Raw genomic sequence first — 19,473 nt, forward strand, 5'->3', positions numbered from 1 at the left:
TGGCGTGTACGAAGTGAGCTTGGCCCACGCATGCCATGCCACCAATGCCACAAACAACAGAGACAATTCCATGTCGGTCGATTATCCAACCCTTGATGAGGCACAGGAAAAGCGTATTGCCGCTGTTCATGGTGGTTTCCTCTATCAACATCTGTTCGCCGTCGGTTGCCTGCTGAAAGCGAACGGCTCGGACGTATCGCATTTGGTGATCGAGCGTGACGAGGACGTCGAAATCGCTCTCGCTGACACTCGCATCTACGTCCAAGTCAAAACGCGTGTCGAGCCGCTCGTGCCTAGTGACCTCAACACTGCCTTTGACCGCTTCCAGCAGCTTCGCGATCAGCATACTCAGGGCCAGCGCCACGGCACAGCTGTGTTCGTGGTTGCCTCGAACCAACCTCCAGGCCCGAAGCTCAGTGCCAGCATCGAGCGCAAGGAACTGGCGAATGATGTTCATTTCATTTATCCGGGCCAGGCGATGCCGACGGAACTCGCTTGCCTTCCGGCGTGCCAGCCCGACTTGGCACGCATGGTAGCTGACTGCGTGAGACTGGCAGAAATGGTACCCCATGGGGTACTGGTACCGGAGTCACTGGTATGGAAGCTGGCGGGCAAGGTGCAAGCCGCTGCTACCGGTCGCGAAGATCTGGGAGGCTACACGTTTCACACAAAAATGCTGCCCGCCCTCTTCGAACAGATCCTTACACAGCTTCAGCGGCTGCCGGCGCTCGAAGCCAACTACCTCCCACAGATTGATGAACCCGAGCTCATCAATGGCGAACGTATTCGCATCATTTGCGGTTTCTCAGGGGCGGGAAAGACATCATGGTGCGCCCAAGCTGCGATACGTAGCCCTGAACCCTGTGTTTACTTCAACGCCCGCGAAACCGCAGGCCCGGCTCTCGCTCGGTCACTGACAAGGGAGATTACGGGAGCTGTTGTTGATAGCCCTCATGAGATTAACGAGCTCTTTGCAACCGGCGCTTCGGGCATCGACTCATTGAACGCTCTTGATCGCCATCTGGAGGCCCAAGGCATGCAGCCATTGGTGGTGATCGATAACGCTCATGAGATCCCTGCCGCAGACCTGCAGGCGGTTTTCGGATGCACCCCACACATGCGCTTCATTCTGCTGTGTCAGCCGCTGGGATCGATCCAGGAACTGGAGCAACTGTGTGGCTTGCGACGAGAGATACTCCAGGGGTGGAGCCTCGATTCTGTTGCAGCAGAAACGTCTCGCTTGGGCGCCAGAGGTGACGTCAACGCTCTGGAGAAGGTGCGCTCCATAACGGCTGGAATGCCACTTTATCTGCAAAGCGCAGCCCGGCTCGCGGCCCAGGCTTACACAGGCGACCTGGCCCAGCTTTGTGCGGCACTTGAGCAGCAGGCCACCATGGAAACAACTGTTCAGGAACTCATCCTGACCAAGGTGTACCAGGGGCTCGCACAACCCTGCCAGCGAATCGTCATGCTGTTGAGCATGGTGGATGTCGCCATCACCCAGGACGAGCTGCAAAGTTTGATGCAGTGCTACGCCACGTTGCCAACCGCTGCAGTCAATACGGCGGTGCGAACACTGCGTGCACTCGGAGTTCTGGAGGTTCAAGGTAACCGCGAGATCAAACTCCACGATGCCATGCGACTGATTGGGGCCAGCCAATCGCACGCCGTAGACGAACAACACCTGCTCGCGACGAAAAGGTTGCTCAAAGACCTCCTGTTGACTTCGTTGCAGCAGGCGCGCAGCTACCACCGACTGAGACTTCTTGTCCGTGCCTTGCTGGATCTGGAGGAACACGAGTTCCTGATCGAGTTGGCCGGCGAAGAGATGTTCAAGGAGACCGGACTGGGAACCATGCTTATCGACTACTTGGAGGCCGCCGCCACCGCACCAGACTTTGATCCCGAGACCCGGTACTGGGCCGTCGACTCTTTGTTTTTCCTCCTCCATCAATCGGAAGAGGAGCGTGACAAGCCAGAACACCTCGCACTGATGGCTCAATTGGTGCGTGACAACACGCTCTCCGGACGTGCAGTCATCTCCTACCACCTCAAACAGATGGATTGGCTGGGAATGCAGGGGGACGCGCCCGGTGTCCACCAGGCAATCAAACTTATAAGCGGACTGCCGGGGCTCACTCCAGAACGTATCCCGCCGTTCCACTACAACGCTGCCGTCGCACTGTGGCGAGTACATGAGTATCGGGCCGCCGAGACGTATGTTGATAAAGCCGTCAAGGACTATCTTGACGTCCTGAAAATCAGCGAACGGTGGATTTTGGGCCGAGCAATGGCGGATGTCTCAGCTTTCTTGAGTGGATCACCTGCTGATTTGGAGGCCGTGAACCACCTCGCAAGTGCCTACGAAGTCAAGTCCATGTTGATGAGGCTGCGTCGAGTTAACCCGGTAACGTATCGCCTCTTCGCTTTCAAATTTTTCTGCTGCATCCAAGCATTCAGTTCCGTAATCAGGACGGGGCTCGATGCTGCTCAGGACATGTTGGATATGCGTGACTTTGAGGCAGCCCGGGAAATGGTGGGTTCTAACATCATCCCTCTCATCACGCAGGCCCAACTACTGGGCGAACTTACCAGTGCCAGAAGCTTCTACGCCGTGATCTTGGCCTACTGTAGAGATCTCAAGGGCGCTGACAAGGAGATGGCCTCGCTCGCGCCCTTCCGCTCCGGCCTCTCGGATAAAAAACGTGGCGAATACGACTCTCAGTTGCAGTTGATTGAAGACATTCGAGCTGGCCGGGTCAGATAATCCGATGTTGCGAAGCAGTCGAAAATCCCAACCCGTGCGGCCTCGAAAACGATGTAGGTTACGGTTACCGAAATCCCTGACGCCAAGCCCACTACCCTCCCCAGACCATGGGCCATGAAACTATAGAAAACTCCTGTAGCAGTGATGTATTTAGTCATCCACGCAGCTCTTACGTAAACCGGAGTCTTCCTTATCACTTTCACAGCCGTACTCCCATAGCTGTTGGCGATGGGCTCGACTACACGTGGCGGACTTTTCAAGCGCCCGAGAGCTTTGGGAGACGGCAATCCATTCCTAGGCGGATCCCTGTAACCAAATAGGGTAGTAACCTGCCAGGCTAGCCTTGCATTACTGGCGTGCAGACGTGCGAAAGTGGTGTCCCACAGATCGTTCAATGCGATTGTTGATTTCCACGGCCATCCGGACACTTCCAGGTAGGCAGCGGCGTAGGATCACTTAGAACCTTGCTGATTGGCGCCGAATCAGCCATCACCTGATCGCCGGATGTCGGCCCCAAGCTATTCTCCCGAGCGAAAATGGCATAATATGCCAACAATCAAAAGTACCTGTTTGTATGGAACTGGAGCTCATTATGGCGACGCGAAACGTTGTGCTCACCCCTCACCAGGATCAGGTTATCCATGACCTTGTGCAGTCCGGCCGTTATCAGAATGCCAGCGAAGTGATGCGGGAAGGTTTGCGTTTATTGGAGCAGCGCGTCGCCGAAGACACCGCCAAAATTGAGGCACTGCGTCAGGCGACCTCGATCGGCATCATGGATCTTGAGCACGGGCGCTTTACTCAGGTGAACGAAGGGAATCTGGAGCACTACCTCGAGGGCTTAAGCCTGGAGGCAACCCTCCCCGCGAGAGAGAAACACTAAGCATGCCGCAGTATCGGATTTCCAACGCGGCGCGCGCCGACATTGTCGACATCCTCAGGCTCTCCCAGACGCAGTTCGGCGATCAAGCACGGCAGCGCTACCAGGCGCTGATCTTTACGGCGCTGCAAGCTCTTGCCAGCACGCCTTATCGCATTGGCAGCCACGACCGCGATGAGCTTGCACCGGGCCTTCGCAGCTATCACCTCACCTATTCACGCCAGCAGGCCAAACACCCCCATGGGACGGTCAAAAGCCCACGCCATATCGTGTTCTATCGTGTGGCAAATGACGACCTGATCGAGGTCGTCCGACTCCTTCATGACGCCATGGAAGTGCAGTTGCACTTGCCGAACGACTGATCAGCGACCGGGCCCAACGGTTTAACCGGCCATGAACAGCGAAGGTAAGGCGCCCCCCTCTACATCGCAACCTGAGCCCCCTCCGCTGCCAGCCGACTCGGCGGCCAATTGAAGCGCGATGTTCTGGGCCCGACCGGACTATCGAGATCCACGACCAGAAACACGATGTTCAATTTTGCCCACCGCTTTCAATGCTGAACAACCGCTTCATAGGCGTTTTCCGTGGCTAGGCTCCTGGCATTACGCTCCAACTGCCGATGGACACGCGGATCAATGCCCCTAGCATCCAGAGCCCTGGCAACATCACGCAGAGCACGAGCATCTCGCGAGTCAATTTCAGGATAGGTGCAGAGAGAAAGACCCGACAACACCACTTAAGGATATCGACTCATTACCCATATCCTCTTCCGAACGACCAAGGATTTGCCAGATAAGGGTTGGTCATCCAGTATACGGAAGCGCACTGAATACCAGCCACTGCCACACTGGAGTCCGTCGGAGATCGCCATTCGCGATCACTCGCATACTCGGTGCGGATGGGGGCAAAACTGGGGGCACAAATAGTTTTTTCAAGGCTAGAACCACCGTTCTAGAGCCCAGTCAAAATGTTTTTTGGCTTGCCTGAGAGTCTTTAGGCGTCGCAAGACAGGCAGTTCTTCTGATCATTTTGCCTTTTCACAGACCACGGAGCTCCATTCACTTCCAGTGCATTGCTATATTGGGGGCATATCTGAGGGCATGCTTGGGATGGTTTGAAAAGGATGCCCCCAGCCTTAGGCTGAACAATCTTTGTCTCGAAAAATCACCTGCGATAATTTCCTACTTCCGTTGAATGCTATCAGATCACCTCACTTCAAAGGCGCAGAGTGCTCATTGCCGTCGAAGCAGTCTGCGCTTGCTGGGTTGATGTCGCCAATGATCGCAACCGCGGTCATGACATCAATTCCGGGCTAAGATCCAGCTGTATTTGAAGCCATTCCAATGCATTCGAATGTACTTAGAGCAGGCAATGGGTTCATCCGCCGCGACCAGATCAAAGATGCTTACAGCGAACTCTCTTTTATTGAAGGAGCCGTGCATGAGTTTTTGCAGAGCAGCGAGCAAGTCCGAAATATTTTCATGGTCGAAGTCAGCAGAGAAAACCCATCTCTGGCGAATTGCGCACCAGTCATTCGCAAGGCGCGTACCAGGCAATGGATCATGTTCGAGGCTAACCGTTCTAGCTGACGGCTCCCTGCCGTCCTAGAGCGTGCCAGACAGACGTGGCACGCCTTTGTGAAGAAAGGTCAGTACGAGCTACATCCCCCTCCCGGCGTCCTGCCGATTGAGCCCCCCCACAGCGTGCTACTCGTCACCCGGACCTGTCCGGAATCGCGCCACTCGATTACTGTATATCCAAGCAGTATAATGAGAAGTAATGATGCAACCCTTCAAACCCCAAAGCCACACTGAGGAGTGGTATCGATCATGCTGGAATGCCAGCGCCTGGACCAACCCCAGTGCCAACTACCGGTACCTGATGAGGTTTGCTGACAACTTATTAAAGATGGGTTGCGTCGACGAAATGGAGCGATTCGAAATGCTTGAGCTGGCCACTGGCGCGTTCTGTCACCACATTGAGGAGGCTCCGCTCGCCTGGAGGAATCCAGCAGCGGACTACGATATCTACAACGAAGCCGGGGTTCAGACAGGCAGCATCAGCGGAAACCGGGTATTTCTTCATGGGCCAGGCGTGAAGCCAGGTCCTATGGAGTTCTTCGCGCAGATCCTCGAGGCAGACGGAGACAGACCCGTCATCACCAGAACCTATGCTCAATATGGCGTCTTCAGGGATCGCTACATTTACACCGAGACTGGCCAAAAGCTCACCCTTGTAGAGACTTGGAAGTTGGTTGACGGGAAGATGATCAAGCGCCTGGATGATCCTGATACCTACAGATCAATCATTGATGCAGGGCTGATTGCGCTGGAGGAAGGCGACATGGTCCGTTACGTCGCGCTATGGGAGCGGGAGCAATTCTCAATTTTTAGGCAGTGTTCGAGTTGCTGCGACCGCTTCGAACTCCGCGAGGATTGCCATTCCTGTAAAGGCATGGGTTTCATAGAGGATCCACTCTGTCCGAGCAGGCTGCCCTCAAGCCATCCTACTCAGGGGCATCTCTGAAGAAGCGTGACGCCCCAGGTTCAGTGTCGAGAGATAGGGATTCAAACTCTACCGGCATGGTGCCTAAGACGCCCGATACCCGCCGACTCGGCAAAGCGGCTCACCGCTGTCAGGCTAGCCCAAGCCTCTCAACGCGAGCGCACCGGCAACCAGCGGCTGCGGGCGCCGCCCGAACGAATGGTCAACTTCCATTTTTCGCCCTGCCGACTCACGGACACCTCCTGCACCGCGCCCACCTCAAGCTTGGCGCACAGCGTTCCTTTGATGATGACTGAACGTGTCACGGTACTAGGGTGCCCAATACAACGCGAACGGCAACGCTCAGGGCCTGTACCTCGGCGTGAAGCATGCGCCCAATGTGATAATCGATTATCTGTGCGTCTTCCAGAGCCTGTAAGTAAGCGGTGCAAAATTGAAGACGCTCGTTGGCGAGGGCAGTATTGGGGCTTTCCCGCAGCGCAGTGAGTGCGCCGACCCACGAGGCATAGACGTTGTCAGGCAGGTTATCCGGGAGGTTCAACAACGAGGGCTCATCAGTCATGGGACAATATCCGTGATCCAAGGCGCAGTTCGCGCAAAGGCCGCGGTGGTATAGCACGGAATGCCAGTCTCAAGGGGGCTGCTTTCCAGCAGGCGCAAAAAAACCCGCCAAAGCGGGCTTATCTGTGGGGCTATTTAACAAATGTCCCCTTATTGGTATTGAAGGCCTGCCCCTTGCTCGACCAGCCTCAATCCTCATCGGGGGAACTGCACATACGACAAAGACCCTGGTGGCTGCTCGTTCACATCATGCGACAGAAGCCCCCACGCAAAGCAACAGCATCAATGGATGATTTTTCGGTGACAAGCAAAAATATGCTTCGTACGTACCCCCATGAGAACGTAGGGCTCGTCCATTTCCATATGAGTAAGCGTCCAGCCAAGTCACCTTGCGTGATTTCGCCAGATATCAGCTGATATGCAAGCAATTTTCTCTGCATCGCTTACCTATCGGCTCCCCTTGTCATCGCCAAGACGGAGCATCATGATTAAGCAATGACTAAGAATGAGGAGCACACGCTTGCGTAGCTCAAGCAGGTATCCATTGATATGGCAGTAACTGGCCGGTGTCACTCGCCCGCTGCGTAGGTACCTCTTCAAGTGTCGACATTGCGCCACGCTGGGCGCTTACCAAGACAACCATTGACACCCAAAGTTGAAGCTTGTGAATAAAACCGAATGGCAAGCCCTAAAGCCCAGGCTTAAAAAGTACCTCGCAATAGCCTCGCTGCTCTGCTTCGTCGGCTTTCTCACCTATGGCTACCTGCACAAACCGGAGCTTCCCCCCCAAATAGTACTAAAGCAAAACTTCATCCCGGGGGAGTGGCTATATATCGTCGAGGAAGCCAGGGATCGTTCAGAGCCCAAGACGCTGAAGTTCTATATGGATAACCGTGAATCGACTGACGAAACCATGAAGGTGTATCTGGGCAAGACGCCGCCGTTTCTGGTTTCAGACACCGATTTGAAAGACGTGGGCATCCAACGCGTCGCCAACGGCCTGCACATCAAACTCAAAGGCGCAGTACTGAGATATCGAAGCGACCTTTATCTCGAGGATGGCGACACCTACACCACATATAGGGTAAGCCTTGAACAAGTTGAGACCCGACCGCCCTTGCCGAGCGGTCGGTAATCTTATTTGAATAGAGGGGCCAGCGTGATCGCCAGCGCCGGCCATTACATGGACATGAAAAAGAAGTGATCGCCCATGGAGTCGGCGTGAAACTGGCGCCCTCACTCAGGCCTGGCGTCAGGCACCCACTACGTGCACTAGGTTGCGGCCTGGGCGATCAGCCAATCATGATCACGCTTCGCGAATGGCCGTGGCATTCCGGCAGAGACCCGAAGCGCCATTCTGTGAGTATCCCTGGTACGAATGAAGCCATATGATGCAACACGTTGAGGTCATTCGCTCGTGGGGGGACTCCACCCTTTCATAATTAGTTTGAGCCTTAGCGACTGCCTGCTCCTGCTAGGCGAATATCCCAACTCCATTTTGGTAACCGTCCGGGCAACACACCTTCCTGACACCGTCGCTTGAGGCGATGGTGTCCACCCAAATATAGGTGGACACCATTTTTAGCCTCTTTAAGCGGACGCCCATGCCACAAGAACGCCGTTCCTATTCCAAGTCCTTCAAGGCCCAGGTCATTGCTGAGTGCGCCCAACCTGACACTTCAATTGCCAATGTCGCCTTGACCCACAACCTCAATGCAAACCTCGTCCATAAATGGATTCGGGTGCATGCACAGAAAAACCTGACACTTCAAACCGCCTTCATCCCGGTCAAGACATCGCCGCCGGTGCCGATGCATCAGGCCCTTCCTGCCACGATCCGAATCGAAGTGCCGCATTCAAAAGGCGTAGTCGTGGTGAGTTGGCCGGCAGAAAATGCAGCGGCGTGTTCTGCTTTCCTGCGAGACCTGCTGCGATGATCCGCATCGACTCCATCTGGCTTGCCACCGAGCCCATGGACATGCGCGCAGGCACCGAAACGGCGCTAGCCAAGGTGATCGCGGTGTTCGGTGCGGCGCAGCCGCACTGTGCTTATCTGTTTGCCAACCGTCGTGCCAATCGCATGAAAGTGCTGGTGCATGATGGCTTGGGGATTTGGCTTGCTGCCCGGCGCTTGAATCAAGGACGTTTTTTTTTGCCGGGCGTGCGGCACGGCTCTGAAGTCGAGTTGGATGCAGAGCAACTTCAAGCCTTGGTGCTCGGCTTGCCTTGGCAACGCGTCGGTTCCGGAGCAGCCATGACGGTGCTCTAATTCGCCTGCCATGGCCTGCTTGCCAGCGCAATTGGCCCATCAGTCTATCGCCGCCACTAGCCCTCTCTGGCAAAATCGGCGGCATGACTTCGCATCCGAATCTCGATCAATTAAACCCTGAAGAACTGCGTGCCTTGGCGGCGCAGTTGATCCAGCGCGTCGAGACGATGGACAAGCAAATCACTCATCACAAATCGGTCAACGAGAAGCTGGCCCACGAGATCGCGCTGCTCAAACGCTTCAAGTTTGCCAAGCGCAGCGAGCAGTTGAGCCCGGATCAAGCCAGCCTGCTCGACGACTTGATCGATACGGATATCGCCGCTATCGAAGCCGAGTTTGAGGCGCTGCAACCGGCACCTGTCGAAGCCAAAGTGCGCCAGCAACCCAAGCGCGCACCGCTGCCACCGCAGTTTCCTCGCACACTGATCCATCACGAACCGGACAACAGCCACTGCCAATGTGGCTGTGCCCTCAAACGCATTGGCGAAGATGCCAGCGAAAAACTCGACTACACACCGGGCGTCTTCACTGTTGAGCGTCATATCCGTGGAAAATGGGCGTGCGAGCGGTGCGAAACACTGATCCAGGCGCCGGTACCGGCGCACGTCATCGACAAAGGCATCCCGACAGCGGGCTTGCTGGCCCACGTCATGGTAGCCAAGTTCGCCGACCATCTGCCGCTGTATCGCCAAGAGAAAATCTTCGGCCGCGCCGGGCTGCCCATCGCCCGTTCGACCTTGGCGCAGTGGGTGGGCAACTGCGGCGTGCAATTACAGCCGCTGGTTGATGCGCTGCGCGAAGCCGTGCTGACGCACGACGTCGTTCACGCCGACGAGACGCCGGTACAAATGCTGACGCCTGGTGCGAAAAAAACTCATCGCGCTTACGTCTGGGCCTATGCCACCAGTCAGTTCTCCAACCTGGCGGCGGTCGTTTACGACTTCAGCCCGAGCCGCGCTGGCGAACATGCCCGAGCCTTCTTGGGCAGTTGGAACGGCAAGCTGGTCTGCGATGACTTTGCCGGCTACAAGGCAGGCTTTGAACTGGGCGTTACGGAGATCGGCTGCATGGCCCATGCCCGCCGGAAGTTCTTCGACTTGCACGTGACCAACAAGAGCCAGGTCGCCGAAAAAGCGCTGAACTACATCGCGGCCTTGTACGAAGCTGAACGAGAAGTCCGAGAGCTGGAGCCGGGTGATCGGCAGCGAATACGGCAGGAAAAAGCAGCGCCAATCGCCGACGCACTTCATACCTGGATGATCGCCCAAAGACAGCTTGTGCCTGAGGGTTCGGCCATCGCCAAGGCGCTGGATTACAGTCTCAAACGCTGGATAGCGCTGACGCGCTATCTCGATGACGGTGCCGTGCCCATCGATAATAACTGGTGCGAGAATCAAATCCGGCCGTGGGCTCTTGGGCGTTCGAACTGGCTGTTCGCGGGATCGTTACGCAGCGGTAAACGTGCAGCGGCGATCATGAGTTTGATCCAATCGGCGCGACTCAACGGCCATGATCCGTATGCTTATTTGAAGGACGTCCTCACGCGCCTGCCGACGCAGCGGGCAAGTGAGATTGCGGAGCTACTACCGCATAGGTGGCGACCGGTTTAGTTGCGCAAGACGGGATGCCCGGACGCACCTCCAACTGGTGCCATTACCGGTCTACTTAGCCTTTATGCTGGTTATCCATGCATTCCTCCCTACAGCTTCGCCCGGTTCAGCCGATAGTTTTCGTACCAAGAGAAGCGCGGCAATTCGATCCTGTAACAAAGGAGAGTAAGCGGCTTTTGAGGAAGATCTCTTGGAATGCTTTCATTACCTCATAACCATAAATGAGAGATGGGCACTTTTTAACGCCTAAGAAAGCACTCACAGACCTTGAGTGATCGAGAACCCGATGAATTTATTAGCGCCTGCCCTGTTCGTTACCAACCGTGTTCGATTCCCCATGAAATTCGCAATTTTGGGATTTATTGTCCTGATTCCTCTGCTCCTGCTAGGCACCCGGGCGATGCTTTCACTGAACACGAGCATCACGGGCATCAAGCATGAACAGGTGGGTCAACAATACTTGTTGGACGTCACCCCTATCCTGCGTCTAACCATGATTCAGAGGGCGCTGACACACGGCATGCTCAGCGGTGACACCAACGCAGTAGCCAATGCAGCACGCAATGCTGAAAAGCTTAACGATGCCTATGCGACTCTTGCTGCGCAGGACGCAAAATTTAGCACCCAACTGGCAACGACAGACCGAGTTCAGACGTTGCGTACCGCTAGTGTGCAGCTGGTTGAACGCGCCAAAGCAGGCGAAGCACCTTTGGTGATCTTTTCCGCGTGGAACGACCAGTTAACCGACCTAATGAATTTCGTTTACTACATTACGGCCACTTCCGGCATGATTTTGGACGAAGAAGCAGGTTCGTTGTACCTCATCGATCTAAGCTCTATACGTCTACCTCGGCAAATAAATCTGGTCGGACAGATTCGCGGTCTGGCCAGCGGTTTTAGCGCTGACCGTCCTCTGGACGACACCACTCGTATTTTTGCCCAGACTTTGTTGAAACAGGAGCTGCTAATGCGTCAAGAGTTGCAGCAGAGCCTTTCCCTGCTTCGCCGAGAAGAGCCTAAATTATCTGGTGTAGTTCAGCCGTCTGTAACAACAGCCATTACCGACCTGGAAAATCTGCGTAAAGACCTGGTGGACTACCTTGATCCGAGCAAGCGCTCAAACGTGAATGCCAACACCTTGGGCGAGCGTGGAAACGCCGTCGTTGCTCAGTTTTACAAAGCTCAGGATCAGATGCAGGAATCGCTGCGAATTCGAATTGATGAGCGTCTGAATACACTGAGTAATGAGCGTACTTTCGGCACTGAGCTATTTATCGCCATTGCGATACTGCTGCTCTATGCGTTCGTCGGCATCTACAAGGCTCTGCGGATTGGGGTTGATGAGCTCCTAGCTGTGACGGCACGTATTGCTCAAGGCGATCTGAGCGCGCGCGTCCGAATCAACAGCCACGATGAAATCGGTGATGTAGGCGAGGGACTTAACCGCATGGTAACGGCCTTCTCTGGCTCACTGAGCCAGGTGGAGCGTAGCTCGCATTCAGTCTCAGATGCGGCAAAGCGACTAGAGATCTCCATAGGCCAAGCCAAAGCCTCAATGAACTCACAACAGGCTGAAACCGAGCAGGTTGCTACTGCCATCAACGAAATGACCGCGAGCGTTGCCGACGTGGCCCAGAATACCGAGGGCGCAGCACGTGCCGCTGAATCTGCAAGCAGTGCGTCTAACGACGGCTTGAAAGTTATGATTGAAACAAGTGCCGCTATTGAGGCGTTGGCCAACGAAGTGGAGCTCAGTGCAAGCAAAGTCGAAGCGTTAGCGACACACAGCAAAGAAATCGGTGGTGTCATCGAGGTCATCAGTACCATCGCGGATCAGACTAACCTGCTGGCCCTCAACGCGGCCATCGAGGCGGCGCGAGCTGGCGAGCAAGGCCGTGGTTTCGCGGTCGTGGCTGACGAAGTGCGGACTCTGGCCTCGCGCACACAAAACTCCACAGAAGAAATTCGACGGATCATCCAACAGTTGCAAGGCGCTACTGATGCCGCTGTTCAACAGATGAAAGCTGGGCAAACCCGAGCTAGGGAATGCATTCAGGCAGCGAGCCAAGCGTCTGGCAGCCTGAACCAGATCAATGAAGCAGTAGACGGAATTGTGGGCATGAACACTCAGATTGCAAGTGCGGCGGTGCAGCAACATTCGGTCTCAGAGGATATCAATCGCAACGTCATCGGCATTCGAAACAGCAGCTTAATCGTCATGGAAGGCGTAGAGGACAACGCCGTAACGGCTGACGAGCTTTCATTGCTCGCTAATGAACTTCGCAGCGTAGTCGGCAAGTTTAAGTTATCCAGCAACGCTTGAAAGGAATCTCAAGCGTTTCAATTGTTGATAGCACGAGAAAGTGCTTTGATCGGGTCTGACTGGGGTGATGATGCCCGGCAGTCCCTGATCGACATTGAGGGCTGAGCTTCATCGTTGCGCAATCTCGTAAAACAATAGAGCCAGCTACGCTAGATGACTTGCCCGGACGGTTACCCATTTTGTCCCCTGTAGCGTGATCATCACGTCTCCCAGTGCTTCTTCCTGAAGCCCCTGCCCGCATTCGATATCCCTACCTAGGGAGATGCTGCAACAGGTCCGCTAACTCGCGCCAAGGAAAATCCTCTGTCGCGCCAACGCTACATTGCGGACCATGAAGAAAAGGCCGCATGCTTTCGCTGCCCTTTTGCGAATGACCGCAGGACACACAACGTAAAAAAATACCCACCACCCGCCAGCGTTGAAAATGAGCCAGTACCATTTGATCCAGTTGGCTGGCTGGAGGGGTTAGCAGTTCAATAGCATGATCTGAATCGAGAATACCGTATGGAGTGTTTATGTCGCTCATGGCGGCTCCAGTAACAAGGCTGACATGTACCCATAATTGAATGCCAAATCGTAAATCACCGCAGCAAGAACATAAAAGCCCCCCGGGACGCCTTTTCTGTTAGGGACATACAACGAATGCCCGCTATGAGAACTGGCGCCCATCTCACTCCCTTATGACGGATACGCGCAAACCATATATGCATCTGGTGAACACGCCTTGCTGCTTCTAATGATCCGGAGCATATGCAAAGCAGAGCTTATTTCCCTCTGGATCTCGACAATACGCAGCATAGAAATCGGACGCATATTCTCGCAAGCCAGGCTTACCTTCATCGGCAGCCCCCATTTCAATTGCAAGCGCCCAGACCTCACGAACCTGGGCTTCCGAAGTCGCTAGAAAACTCACTTGAACTCCATTTCCACAAGTGGCTGGAAGACCATTTATAGGGTATTGCACAAAGAACTGGGGCCATCGCTTGTTGGGGTATCGCCAGCCTACGCCTTTAGCAGATCCACCGTTTCCCTCAGACACCTGAATCAAGCCCAATCTCGGCAGTAAAGCATCGTAAAAGGCAGCCAAGCACTCAAGATCCCTAGCCCCAACGTGCACATGACTGAACATAGCATTCTCCATGAAAGGGATGTGTCGCTTTAAGATAAGAGTATGCCTCCGGGTACCAATCTCGTGTAATCAAGCACAATTCCACAACCCAGGTTAATTGTTTTTGACATATCAAGGCCCGTCACTTGAGCAACGAAAAGCGTGATGGATTGCTTGGTCGCGATCGGCCGTCCTTAGCGATGATCGCGAGCTCACGATCATCGCGGCGCTTCGAGGGAGACCGGTAGTCCAATAGCTCCTCATCACGGCGAACGTACGGAAAGCACTGAATCCGGGCACACCAGTCATAGATAAATTAACTACTATGCCCAAGCAGGCGGCTATCCATACGACGCCGAAAAGAATCGCGATCATTATTTCAGTGCGCACTGACATTAGTGCTTTACCCAGCGGATGAGCACGGATGATGTCCAAAGAAGCCCAGCGTTAGCTCTTCCCACATTAAGCGTGACTCCATGCAACGTCTGTTATTCCAAGCCGTTCGGCGAGTGGCTTGCTGACCTTCGGGACTCTCTCACTGCGGTATTTTGGAATCTGGCCAAGGCCAGCATCAACCGCAGCCCAATGCCAGGCTTCTGAGTTATTCATCAAATCCGCTCTTACATAGAACGTCTTGTAAGCGCCGTGATAGAGGTAGTCCACCTTGTAATGGCACGAACTGGGCATGATCGGATGCTCCTTTAAACCGATAAACTAATTGAACTCAACTAAAAACCTCCATGATTGACCACATCACACAACCGAAAGCGTCACCCTAAAAAAGATCATTTCTCGGCGAAGGGTAATGTAATATTCGTGCATACTCTTAACAGAATGTAGTACACGCCCACATCAACGAGACCTGACGCGTTGAGGTCATACGCTCGACGGAAGCAGCTCCTGAACCATAATCAACTTACCTTATTGCTTAGCGTAACGAAGTCATGAGAATTCCTGGACCCAATCTGGTGATGTAGTCAAATCTAAGAATGGATGAAGGTGCTCACAAACTCCGCTTTGATAACAGGAAGCTCTACCGCATGGATCAGGCCAGCCGCAATTGCCTGTTGCGGATCAAGAATGCGCGGTGCTGCAATAAGATATTTTTCGGTTTCGAGGTTGTCTACTCCATCTTGAGTGCGCTCGGCGACGATGCGTGCATACAACTGCAAATCGTAGTCTAGGCTCATCGCGTATTCGGACATGCGCGAATGGTCAACTGAACCTTGCACATGCCAATGAAAGGGATGGAAAAGAAATTTACTGTACTTACACGCAGTCCTGCGCTCACCGGCTAAAAAAATGATATTGCCCATCGATTCAACGGTGCCCAAGTTATGGGTATGTACCGGAATTGGAAGAGACAATAGAAAGTTATACATGGTGAAACCATAGCTGCACTCGCCGCCCATAGTAGCGATATTCACTATTAGGCCTGAAGCATCTCGCTGCACAGCTAATGAGGCTTTTTCGATAAGCTGGCTGCAAGTGGAGGCGGTGACCGGTCCCGTGAAATTAATAACGTGCAACGGCATAGTATCCCTCGTCGATCAAACAGGGGAGCAAAGCCCCCCTGCGTCAAGCGTTTCAATTGTTGCGTCCGCCACCGTGGCTGTTCTCACCACCTTTACGGCCTGCTTCCGACGCTTTCTCCCGGTCGTTAGCAAAATTGTCTCCGCTGTGCTGACCACCTTTGCTACCTGCCTCAGCGGCACGCTCGGGATCCTTTTTAAAGTTCCCGCCGCTGTTTTGGCCGCCCTTGCTGCCATTCTCTTGGTAGAATTCCTTGTCATGGGAAGCAGCAGTAGCATCACCACCTTTTTTACCGGCTTCATTGACGCTCATTTGGTCTTTTTCATTCGTGCTCATGTTTATTTACCTCGTTGTTGTACCGGTTGCGCAACTGTAATTTCGCGATAGCAAAATCGAGTTGACCCACCGCTGGTGGACAAACTTATAAATATCTTTCACACAAAGGTAGCTTTTCAAACCCGCCGACAGTTACTTCGACGAGCTCAGCACCTCGGCGATATTCGTAACACTTCTGCATGTTCGATCGTGGGCCTGCTCTTGCTTCAGCACGCACTTGGTCGCTCGTTTTTTGAGAGAGCAAACTTTGCTGACTTTCAGACGATAAACGCACGGCTTTCTCCTTTTCTATAGATCTATAGTGTAGGAAGGGGCAGCGATGCCGCCCCCGCAGTTGTGCAGATTTATAGTTACGACTTGCGGCCGCTGCCATGGCTATTCTGGCCACCCTTGCGACCAGCATCCGAAGCCTTTTCACGATCGTTGGCAAAGTTACCGCCAGAAGCCTGGCCGCCTTTCCTCCCCGCCTCCGATGCTTTTTCATGATCGTTGGCGAAATTACCTGGGTTCTTATTACTCGTCGTCATAATAGTACTCCAAATGTAATTGAGGTTTCGCTTATGCCCACTGTTCGCAGCAGGCATAAACTAAGATAAAGCCAGTGTTAAAAACGTTCTGAATTTTTTTTGGAGCTGCCAACAAACGGTATGCAACCAAATGAAACTTGTACAGACCATATACCAGCTTGACGTTTCGTACAGGTCTTGTTCATTCCTAGCGGGGCTATGATATCAACTTGCTGTAATTTCATACCGTTTCGCTTAGTGCGCTGAAGGTGAGATCCCCATATATAAGCCCTTTACATAAAGGACTAGATCCCGCGGCTAGATTGATCATTGCTGACATACTTGGCAGGGCTTAAATCTTGCGTATTCCAAACTGAGCGGCTTTTACCGTGGAGTTCTGGGCCGCGCCCGCCGCCAAGTACAGGCCCATGCGCGACGTGATCACCGTCTCACTGATGTCAACTACCCCACGCTGCGTTTCCAGCTCCCCGGAAAAGTTGGCAGGCATGGTGAATGGCTCTTGGTACTTGTCCATCGACCGGTAATAGAAGGTCGTAGAGGTGCCGCTGACCGGCTTGGTGATGATCAATTCTGCTTCCCACGCCAGTATGCCGCGCGACGAGCCGACATACACTGAGCCTCGCCGAATTCTGCAGGCTCTTTGAACCACCGCGTGGTGATACCGGTTAAGCCAGAGCCGACGGCCTTATACCCATCAGCCAGCAAGGATCCAGCCACGGCATTCACACCCGCCAGGAGAGTGCCGCCAGTTCCGGACATTAGCGGGTTGGCATTGAGGCAGCCGAATGGACGGATAGCCGAGTAAATATCGCCAGCGTCCGTCGGCAACGGGATGCCAGGGAATTCAAAGTTGGCGGTAATGATCGGCACGACACTCGAGCTAATGAAATCCGCGCCCACGATATTCGGGTGCAAACCCTCCACCGTCATTGCTTCTGTAAAGCCATCCCAGATGTTCATGACGCGCATGAACTGGCTCACGTAGCTGAGCCCCCAGTCTTTGTAGGCAATTGCGTCGGCCAGCGCTTGCCCGGCCAGCGCTCGTGCGCCGAAGCGTGGAGTGCCTGTGCCGAGGATCAGGTACTTGCCGGGCGTGTTCAGAAAAGCTGTGACAACCTTCATCACGTTAGCTTTGGTGTCGGCCAGCGTCATACCGGCAGTGGTGCTGTCGTTGGTGCGCGACAGCAGAAGCCACAGATCGGCAGTGGAGGAAGCGATGCAGGCCGGTAGCCGGGCCATGAACTGGCCGGTGTGGTCGCCGACTTTGCCCTGGTTATCGAGGTAGCTCGGGCACAATCCGGTACGCGCCGCGATCATGGCCGCGAAGCCGTATGCCTCAGTACCGTATGCGGTTGCAGCGATGGTGTGGCAGTTTCCGGAGAAGCTGTCACCAAGCAGGCCTAACCCACGGCGGATTGGCTGTCGGCGCGGTATCGCACTAACGAGAAGGCTCATTTTTCCACCTGATACGCGGCGGAGCCGACCGGCGTAAACGTGTAGGGAAGTTTCCCAAATCCAGACGCCATGCTCCGTCTGTACTGAATGAGTCCGTTTGAACCCAAGTGGTGCCCACGGCCTTCTCTACCTTGAGGCTGCCGCCATTAGCTTGCACAGCCACCGTGTGTACGCCGTAGCTGTACTTCAGCACGAATTGTTCGGTACGCATTTTGATCTCCAAGATGTTTTAAGCAAAAGCCTCGCGCGGCAAAGCGAGCGTGACCTGCTCAGTCGGCTATGGAACGTCACGAAAGAAGACGTGACGACCCAGCTTCAGCGTCTGCTTGGCCTTCGCCGCCCACCCCGGGGCCATGGGCATTGTGGTCGCGTAGTAGTGAGTCGCTCCTCGAGTTGGATCAGGCTGCTTGCCGTCGATCACCAGGTCAGCAGCTATGCGCGCTTGAGCCAACTCGCGGAATGGGATTGCTTTTGCACCGCTCAAATACAGGTAATTCGGGTCGTTCTTGTTCCAGCAACTGAACTGGTAAGCCTTCAGGCACACGCCGCTGTACCCTTCCCCCCACCAATCCGGCTTGCCGTCATTGTTAAGATCGATGTCGACGCCATTGCGGATGGTCCACGCCACGGCGATCTGACCATTCAAGCCCTCACCACGAGCCTCTCCCCATAAAGTGCGGGCAAAAATGTCGCGGTCTTTTTCGGATACGGTCATGCTTTCTCCAGGCAAAAAAATACCCGCTCAATGGCGGGCTTTTTTGTTCGTTTAATCAGGCGGGAACAACTGGCCAGTCTATGGTCTTTGGATAACCTGGGTGATCAGGAAGTCGGCCAAGACACGCCTTGAGGCGCGCAATTTCAGCATCGGTTGCGTCGTCGATGTCCACTGCGTCCTGAATCGGAGGGATAACAAAATCAGCAACAGCGCGGAGCCTGGCTATTTCTGCGGCTGCGTTAACCAAAGCCTGAGCCGACGCAGAGGCTTCTTTCATTTCCTTGGTGATTAATTCTTTCCATTCAATGTTACTCATCGTTTGGCTCCCCAACTGCTGGCTCTTCGGTAGCAACGTCTGGAGCTGGCAGCGGCTTTGGAAGCTCAACCAACCCGTCTGGAACGGATAGGATCAAGGATACGCGAGACAGAGGATTGTCGCGGACAGCTGCACTCAAGGAACTGCAGATCAGCAACACGCTGATGCGTCGCCTGGTAAGCGCGTTCGACATTGATTACTCAGTACAGCAGGCAAGCCGGTGAAGCGTCTGCAATGCCGAGTCGCACAAAGACGCAAACAGCGCTGGTTACACCTACCACCCTCCGGAATGAAAGCGCATGACCAAAGCAAAGAAGTCTCCGGCGGATCACTCGAAGGATTATCGGGACCGGGAGAAGGCAAAGGCCAAAAAGCTGGGAATCGAAAAGGTGATCATCCGAATGGCGTCGGGCGTTAAAGCCGGGATGGCCGCTGCCATGAAACGCAACGGCATCCAAAGCCCGTAGGAGGCCTGGCAGAACCTCGGACTTTTTGGATGCGGGCAAGCCCAGAAGATCAAGACCGGATGCTTAAGCCTGATTCGTCAGTTTTCAGCAAGTCTGCCAAA

The 19,473-nt window shown here is 54.4% G+C and carries 19 protein-coding genes and 3 pseudogenes; 12 read left to right on the forward strand and 10 right to left on the reverse strand.

Annotated features, from left to right (window positions below):
* Window positions 1-70: 70 nt before the first annotated feature.
* From K3169_RS16000 to K3169_RS16020, 5 genes are all read left to right on the forward strand, one after another.
* Window positions 71-2,767 carry an ATP-binding protein gene (locus tag K3169_RS16000; RefSeq protein ID WP_244997588.1) on the forward strand — a complete coding sequence of 899 codons (2,697 nt, stop codon included), beginning with the start codon at window positions 71-73 and terminating at the stop codon, window positions 2,765-2,767.
* Between the two features lie 592 nt (window positions 2,768-3,359).
* Window positions 3,360-3,650, forward strand: coding sequence for a type II toxin-antitoxin system ParD family antitoxin (locus K3169_RS16005; protein ID WP_177121182.1), 291 nt, complete (start codon window positions 3,360-3,362; stop codon window positions 3,648-3,650).
* Between the two features lie 2 nt (window positions 3,651-3,652).
* Window positions 3,653-4,009 (forward strand): type II toxin-antitoxin system RelE/ParE family toxin, encoded by a 357-nt coding sequence (locus tag K3169_RS16010; protein ID WP_263267143.1) that lies wholly within the window; start codon window positions 3,653-3,655, stop codon window positions 4,007-4,009.
* Between the two features lie 981 nt (window positions 4,010-4,990).
* Window positions 4,991-5,236 (forward strand): hypothetical protein, encoded by a 246-nt coding sequence (locus K3169_RS16015; RefSeq protein ID WP_231674576.1) that lies wholly within the window; start codon window positions 4,991-4,993, stop codon window positions 5,234-5,236.
* A gap of 190 nt (window positions 5,237-5,426) precedes the next feature.
* Window positions 5,427-6,173 carry a hypothetical protein gene (locus tag K3169_RS16020; RefSeq protein WP_231674577.1) on the forward strand — a complete coding sequence of 249 codons (747 nt, stop codon included), beginning with the start codon at window positions 5,427-5,429 and terminating at the stop codon, window positions 6,171-6,173.
* 128 nt (window positions 6,174-6,301) lie between these two features.
* On the opposite strand, the gene K3169_RS16025 is transcribed toward K3169_RS16020, so the two are convergent.
* Both K3169_RS16025 and K3169_RS16030 read right to left on the reverse strand, forming a co-directional pair.
* On the reverse strand, window positions 6,302-6,457 hold the full coding sequence (locus tag K3169_RS16025) for a hypothetical protein (RefSeq protein ID WP_231674578.1): 156 nt from the start codon (window positions 6,455-6,457) through the stop codon (window positions 6,302-6,304).
* Entirely contained in the window at window positions 6,454-6,714 is a 261-nt protein-coding gene (locus K3169_RS16030) for a hypothetical protein (protein ID WP_231674579.1), read from the reverse strand. Before K3169_RS16030 ends, K3169_RS16025 begins: the two co-directional genes overlap by 4 nt.
* 663 nt (window positions 6,715-7,377) lie before the next feature.
* On the opposite strand from K3169_RS16030, the gene K3169_RS16035 reads away from it, so the two are divergent.
* From K3169_RS16035 to K3169_RS29800, 6 genes and pseudogenes are all read left to right on the forward strand, one after another.
* Window positions 7,378-7,848 (forward strand): hypothetical protein, encoded by a 471-nt coding sequence (locus K3169_RS16035; protein ID WP_231674580.1) that lies wholly within the window; start codon window positions 7,378-7,380, stop codon window positions 7,846-7,848.
* Between the two features lie 469 nt (window positions 7,849-8,317).
* Complete coding sequence (gene tnpA / locus K3169_RS16040) at window positions 8,318-8,650, forward strand: IS66-like element accessory protein TnpA (protein WP_003317539.1); 333 nt, start codon at window positions 8,318-8,320, stop codon at window positions 8,648-8,650.
* A complete protein-coding gene (gene tnpB / locus K3169_RS16045; RefSeq protein WP_263267146.1) occupies window positions 8,647-8,982 on the forward strand; it encodes an IS66 family insertion sequence element accessory protein TnpB in 336 nt (111 codons plus the stop codon). Before tnpA ends, tnpB begins: the two co-directional genes overlap by 4 nt.
* 83 nt (window positions 8,983-9,065) lie before the next feature.
* Window positions 9,066-10,592: an IS66-like element ISPsy43 family transposase gene (locus K3169_RS16050; RefSeq protein WP_007247618.1), complete on the forward strand. Its 1,527-nt coding sequence runs from the start codon at window positions 9,066-9,068 to the stop codon at window positions 10,590-10,592.
* A 1,192-nt stretch (window positions 10,593-11,784) separates the two neighbouring features.
* Window positions 11,785-12,039 (forward strand): annotated as a pseudogene (locus K3169_RS29795) (HAMP domain-containing protein); the annotation flags it as partial.
* Between the two features lie 159 nt (window positions 12,040-12,198).
* Entirely contained in the window at window positions 12,199-12,915 is a 717-nt protein-coding gene (locus tag K3169_RS29800) for a methyl-accepting chemotaxis protein (RefSeq protein ID WP_370445645.1), read from the forward strand.
* Window positions 12,916-13,165: 250 nt separating this feature from the next.
* Here the strand turns inward: K3169_RS29800 and K3169_RS16060 are convergent, their stop codons facing one another.
* The 8 genes and pseudogenes from K3169_RS16060 to K3169_RS16105 form a co-directional block, all read right to left on the reverse strand.
* On the reverse strand, window positions 13,166-13,441 hold the full coding sequence (locus tag K3169_RS16060; protein ID WP_231674581.1) for a hypothetical protein: 276 nt from the start codon (window positions 13,439-13,441) through the stop codon (window positions 13,166-13,168).
* A gap of 1,044 nt (window positions 13,442-14,485) precedes the next feature.
* Window positions 14,486-14,710 carry a DUF6555 family protein gene (locus K3169_RS16070; protein WP_231674583.1) on the reverse strand — a complete coding sequence of 75 codons (225 nt, stop codon included), beginning with the start codon at window positions 14,708-14,710 and terminating at the stop codon, window positions 14,486-14,488.
* A gap of 296 nt (window positions 14,711-15,006) precedes the next feature.
* Window positions 15,007-15,558, reverse strand: a complete 552-nt coding sequence (locus tag K3169_RS16075; protein WP_231674584.1) for an ATP-dependent Clp protease proteolytic subunit — start codon at window positions 15,556-15,558, stop codon at window positions 15,007-15,009.
* A 52-nt stretch (window positions 15,559-15,610) separates the two neighbouring features.
* On the reverse strand, window positions 15,611-15,892 hold the full coding sequence (locus tag K3169_RS16080) for a general stress protein (protein ID WP_231674585.1): 282 nt from the start codon (window positions 15,890-15,892) through the stop codon (window positions 15,611-15,613).
* 350 nt (window positions 15,893-16,242) lie between these two features.
* Window positions 16,243-16,395, reverse strand: a pseudogene (locus tag K3169_RS16085) (general stress protein); the annotation flags it as partial.
* Window positions 16,396-16,750: 355 nt separating this feature from the next.
* Window positions 16,751-17,874, reverse strand: a pseudogene (locus K3169_RS16095) (SGNH/GDSL hydrolase family protein).
* Between the two features lie 277 nt (window positions 17,875-18,151).
* Entirely contained in the window at window positions 18,152-18,589 is a 438-nt protein-coding gene (locus K3169_RS16100; RefSeq protein WP_231674588.1) for a cell wall hydrolase, read from the reverse strand.
* 55 nt (window positions 18,590-18,644) lie between these two features.
* Window positions 18,645-18,905, reverse strand: a complete 261-nt coding sequence (locus K3169_RS16105; RefSeq protein WP_231674589.1) for a tail fiber assembly protein — start codon at window positions 18,903-18,905, stop codon at window positions 18,645-18,647.
* Between the two features lie 299 nt (window positions 18,906-19,204).
* Between K3169_RS16105 and K3169_RS16110 the strand changes: the two genes are divergently transcribed.
* Window positions 19,205-19,372 carry a hypothetical protein gene (locus K3169_RS16110; protein WP_231674590.1) on the forward strand — a complete coding sequence of 56 codons (168 nt, stop codon included), beginning with the start codon at window positions 19,205-19,207 and terminating at the stop codon, window positions 19,370-19,372.
* Window positions 19,373-19,473: the final 101 nt, after the last annotated feature.

It is taken from the genome of Pseudomonas phytophila, assembly GCF_025643095.1.
Lineage (GTDB): Bacteria > Pseudomonadota > Gammaproteobacteria > Pseudomonadales > Pseudomonadaceae > Aquipseudomonas > Aquipseudomonas quasicaspiana.

Bases quoted from the DNA above. Each gene is read 5' to 3' on its own strand.
- K3169_RS16060 (WP_231674581.1), bottom strand. From the start codon at position 13,441: ATGAGCGACATAAACACTCCATACGGTATTCTCGATTCAGATCATGCT.
- K3169_RS16070 (WP_231674583.1), bottom strand. From the start codon at position 14,710: ATGCCCAGTTCGTGCCATTACAAGGTGGACTACCTCTATCACGGCGCT.
- K3169_RS29800 (WP_370445645.1), top strand. From the start codon at position 12,199: ATGACCGCGAGCGTTGCCGACGTGGCCCAGAATACCGAGGGCGCAGCA.
- K3169_RS16020 (WP_231674577.1), top strand. From the start codon at position 5,427: ATGATGCAACCCTTCAAACCCCAAAGCCACACTGAGGAGTGGTATCGA.
- K3169_RS16005 (WP_177121182.1), top strand. From the start codon at position 3,360: ATGGCGACGCGAAACGTTGTGCTCACCCCTCACCAGGATCAGGTTATC.
- K3169_RS16010 (WP_263267143.1), top strand. From the start codon at position 3,653: ATGCCGCAGTATCGGATTTCCAACGCGGCGCGCGCCGACATTGTCGAC.
- K3169_RS16105 (WP_231674589.1), bottom strand. From the start codon at position 18,905: ATGAGTAACATTGAATGGAAAGAATTAATCACCAAGGAAATGAAAGAA.
- K3169_RS16015 (WP_231674576.1), top strand. From the start codon at position 4,991: ATGCATTCGAATGTACTTAGAGCAGGCAATGGGTTCATCCGCCGCGAC.
- K3169_RS16110 (WP_231674590.1), top strand. From the start codon at position 19,205: ATGACCAAAGCAAAGAAGTCTCCGGCGGATCACTCGAAGGATTATCGG.
- K3169_RS16030 (WP_231674579.1), bottom strand. From the start codon at position 6,714: ATGACTGATGAGCCCTCGTTGTTGAACCTCCCGGATAACCTGCCTGAC.
- K3169_RS16050 (WP_007247618.1), top strand. From the start codon at position 9,066: ATGACTTCGCATCCGAATCTCGATCAATTAAACCCTGAAGAACTGCGT.
- tnpB (WP_263267146.1), top strand. From the start codon at position 8,647: ATGATCCGCATCGACTCCATCTGGCTTGCCACCGAGCCCATGGACATG.
- K3169_RS16000 (WP_244997588.1), top strand. From the start codon at position 71: ATGTCGGTCGATTATCCAACCCTTGATGAGGCACAGGAAAAGCGTATT.
- K3169_RS16080 (WP_231674585.1), bottom strand. From the start codon at position 15,892: ATGAGCACGAATGAAAAAGACCAAATGAGCGTCAATGAAGCCGGTAAA.
- K3169_RS16100 (WP_231674588.1), bottom strand. From the start codon at position 18,589: ATGACCGTATCCGAAAAAGACCGCGACATTTTTGCCCGCACTTTATGG.
- K3169_RS16075 (WP_231674584.1), bottom strand. From the start codon at position 15,558: ATGCCGTTGCACGTTATTAATTTCACGGGACCGGTCACCGCCTCCACT.
- tnpA (WP_003317539.1), top strand. From the start codon at position 8,318: ATGCCACAAGAACGCCGTTCCTATTCCAAGTCCTTCAAGGCCCAGGTC.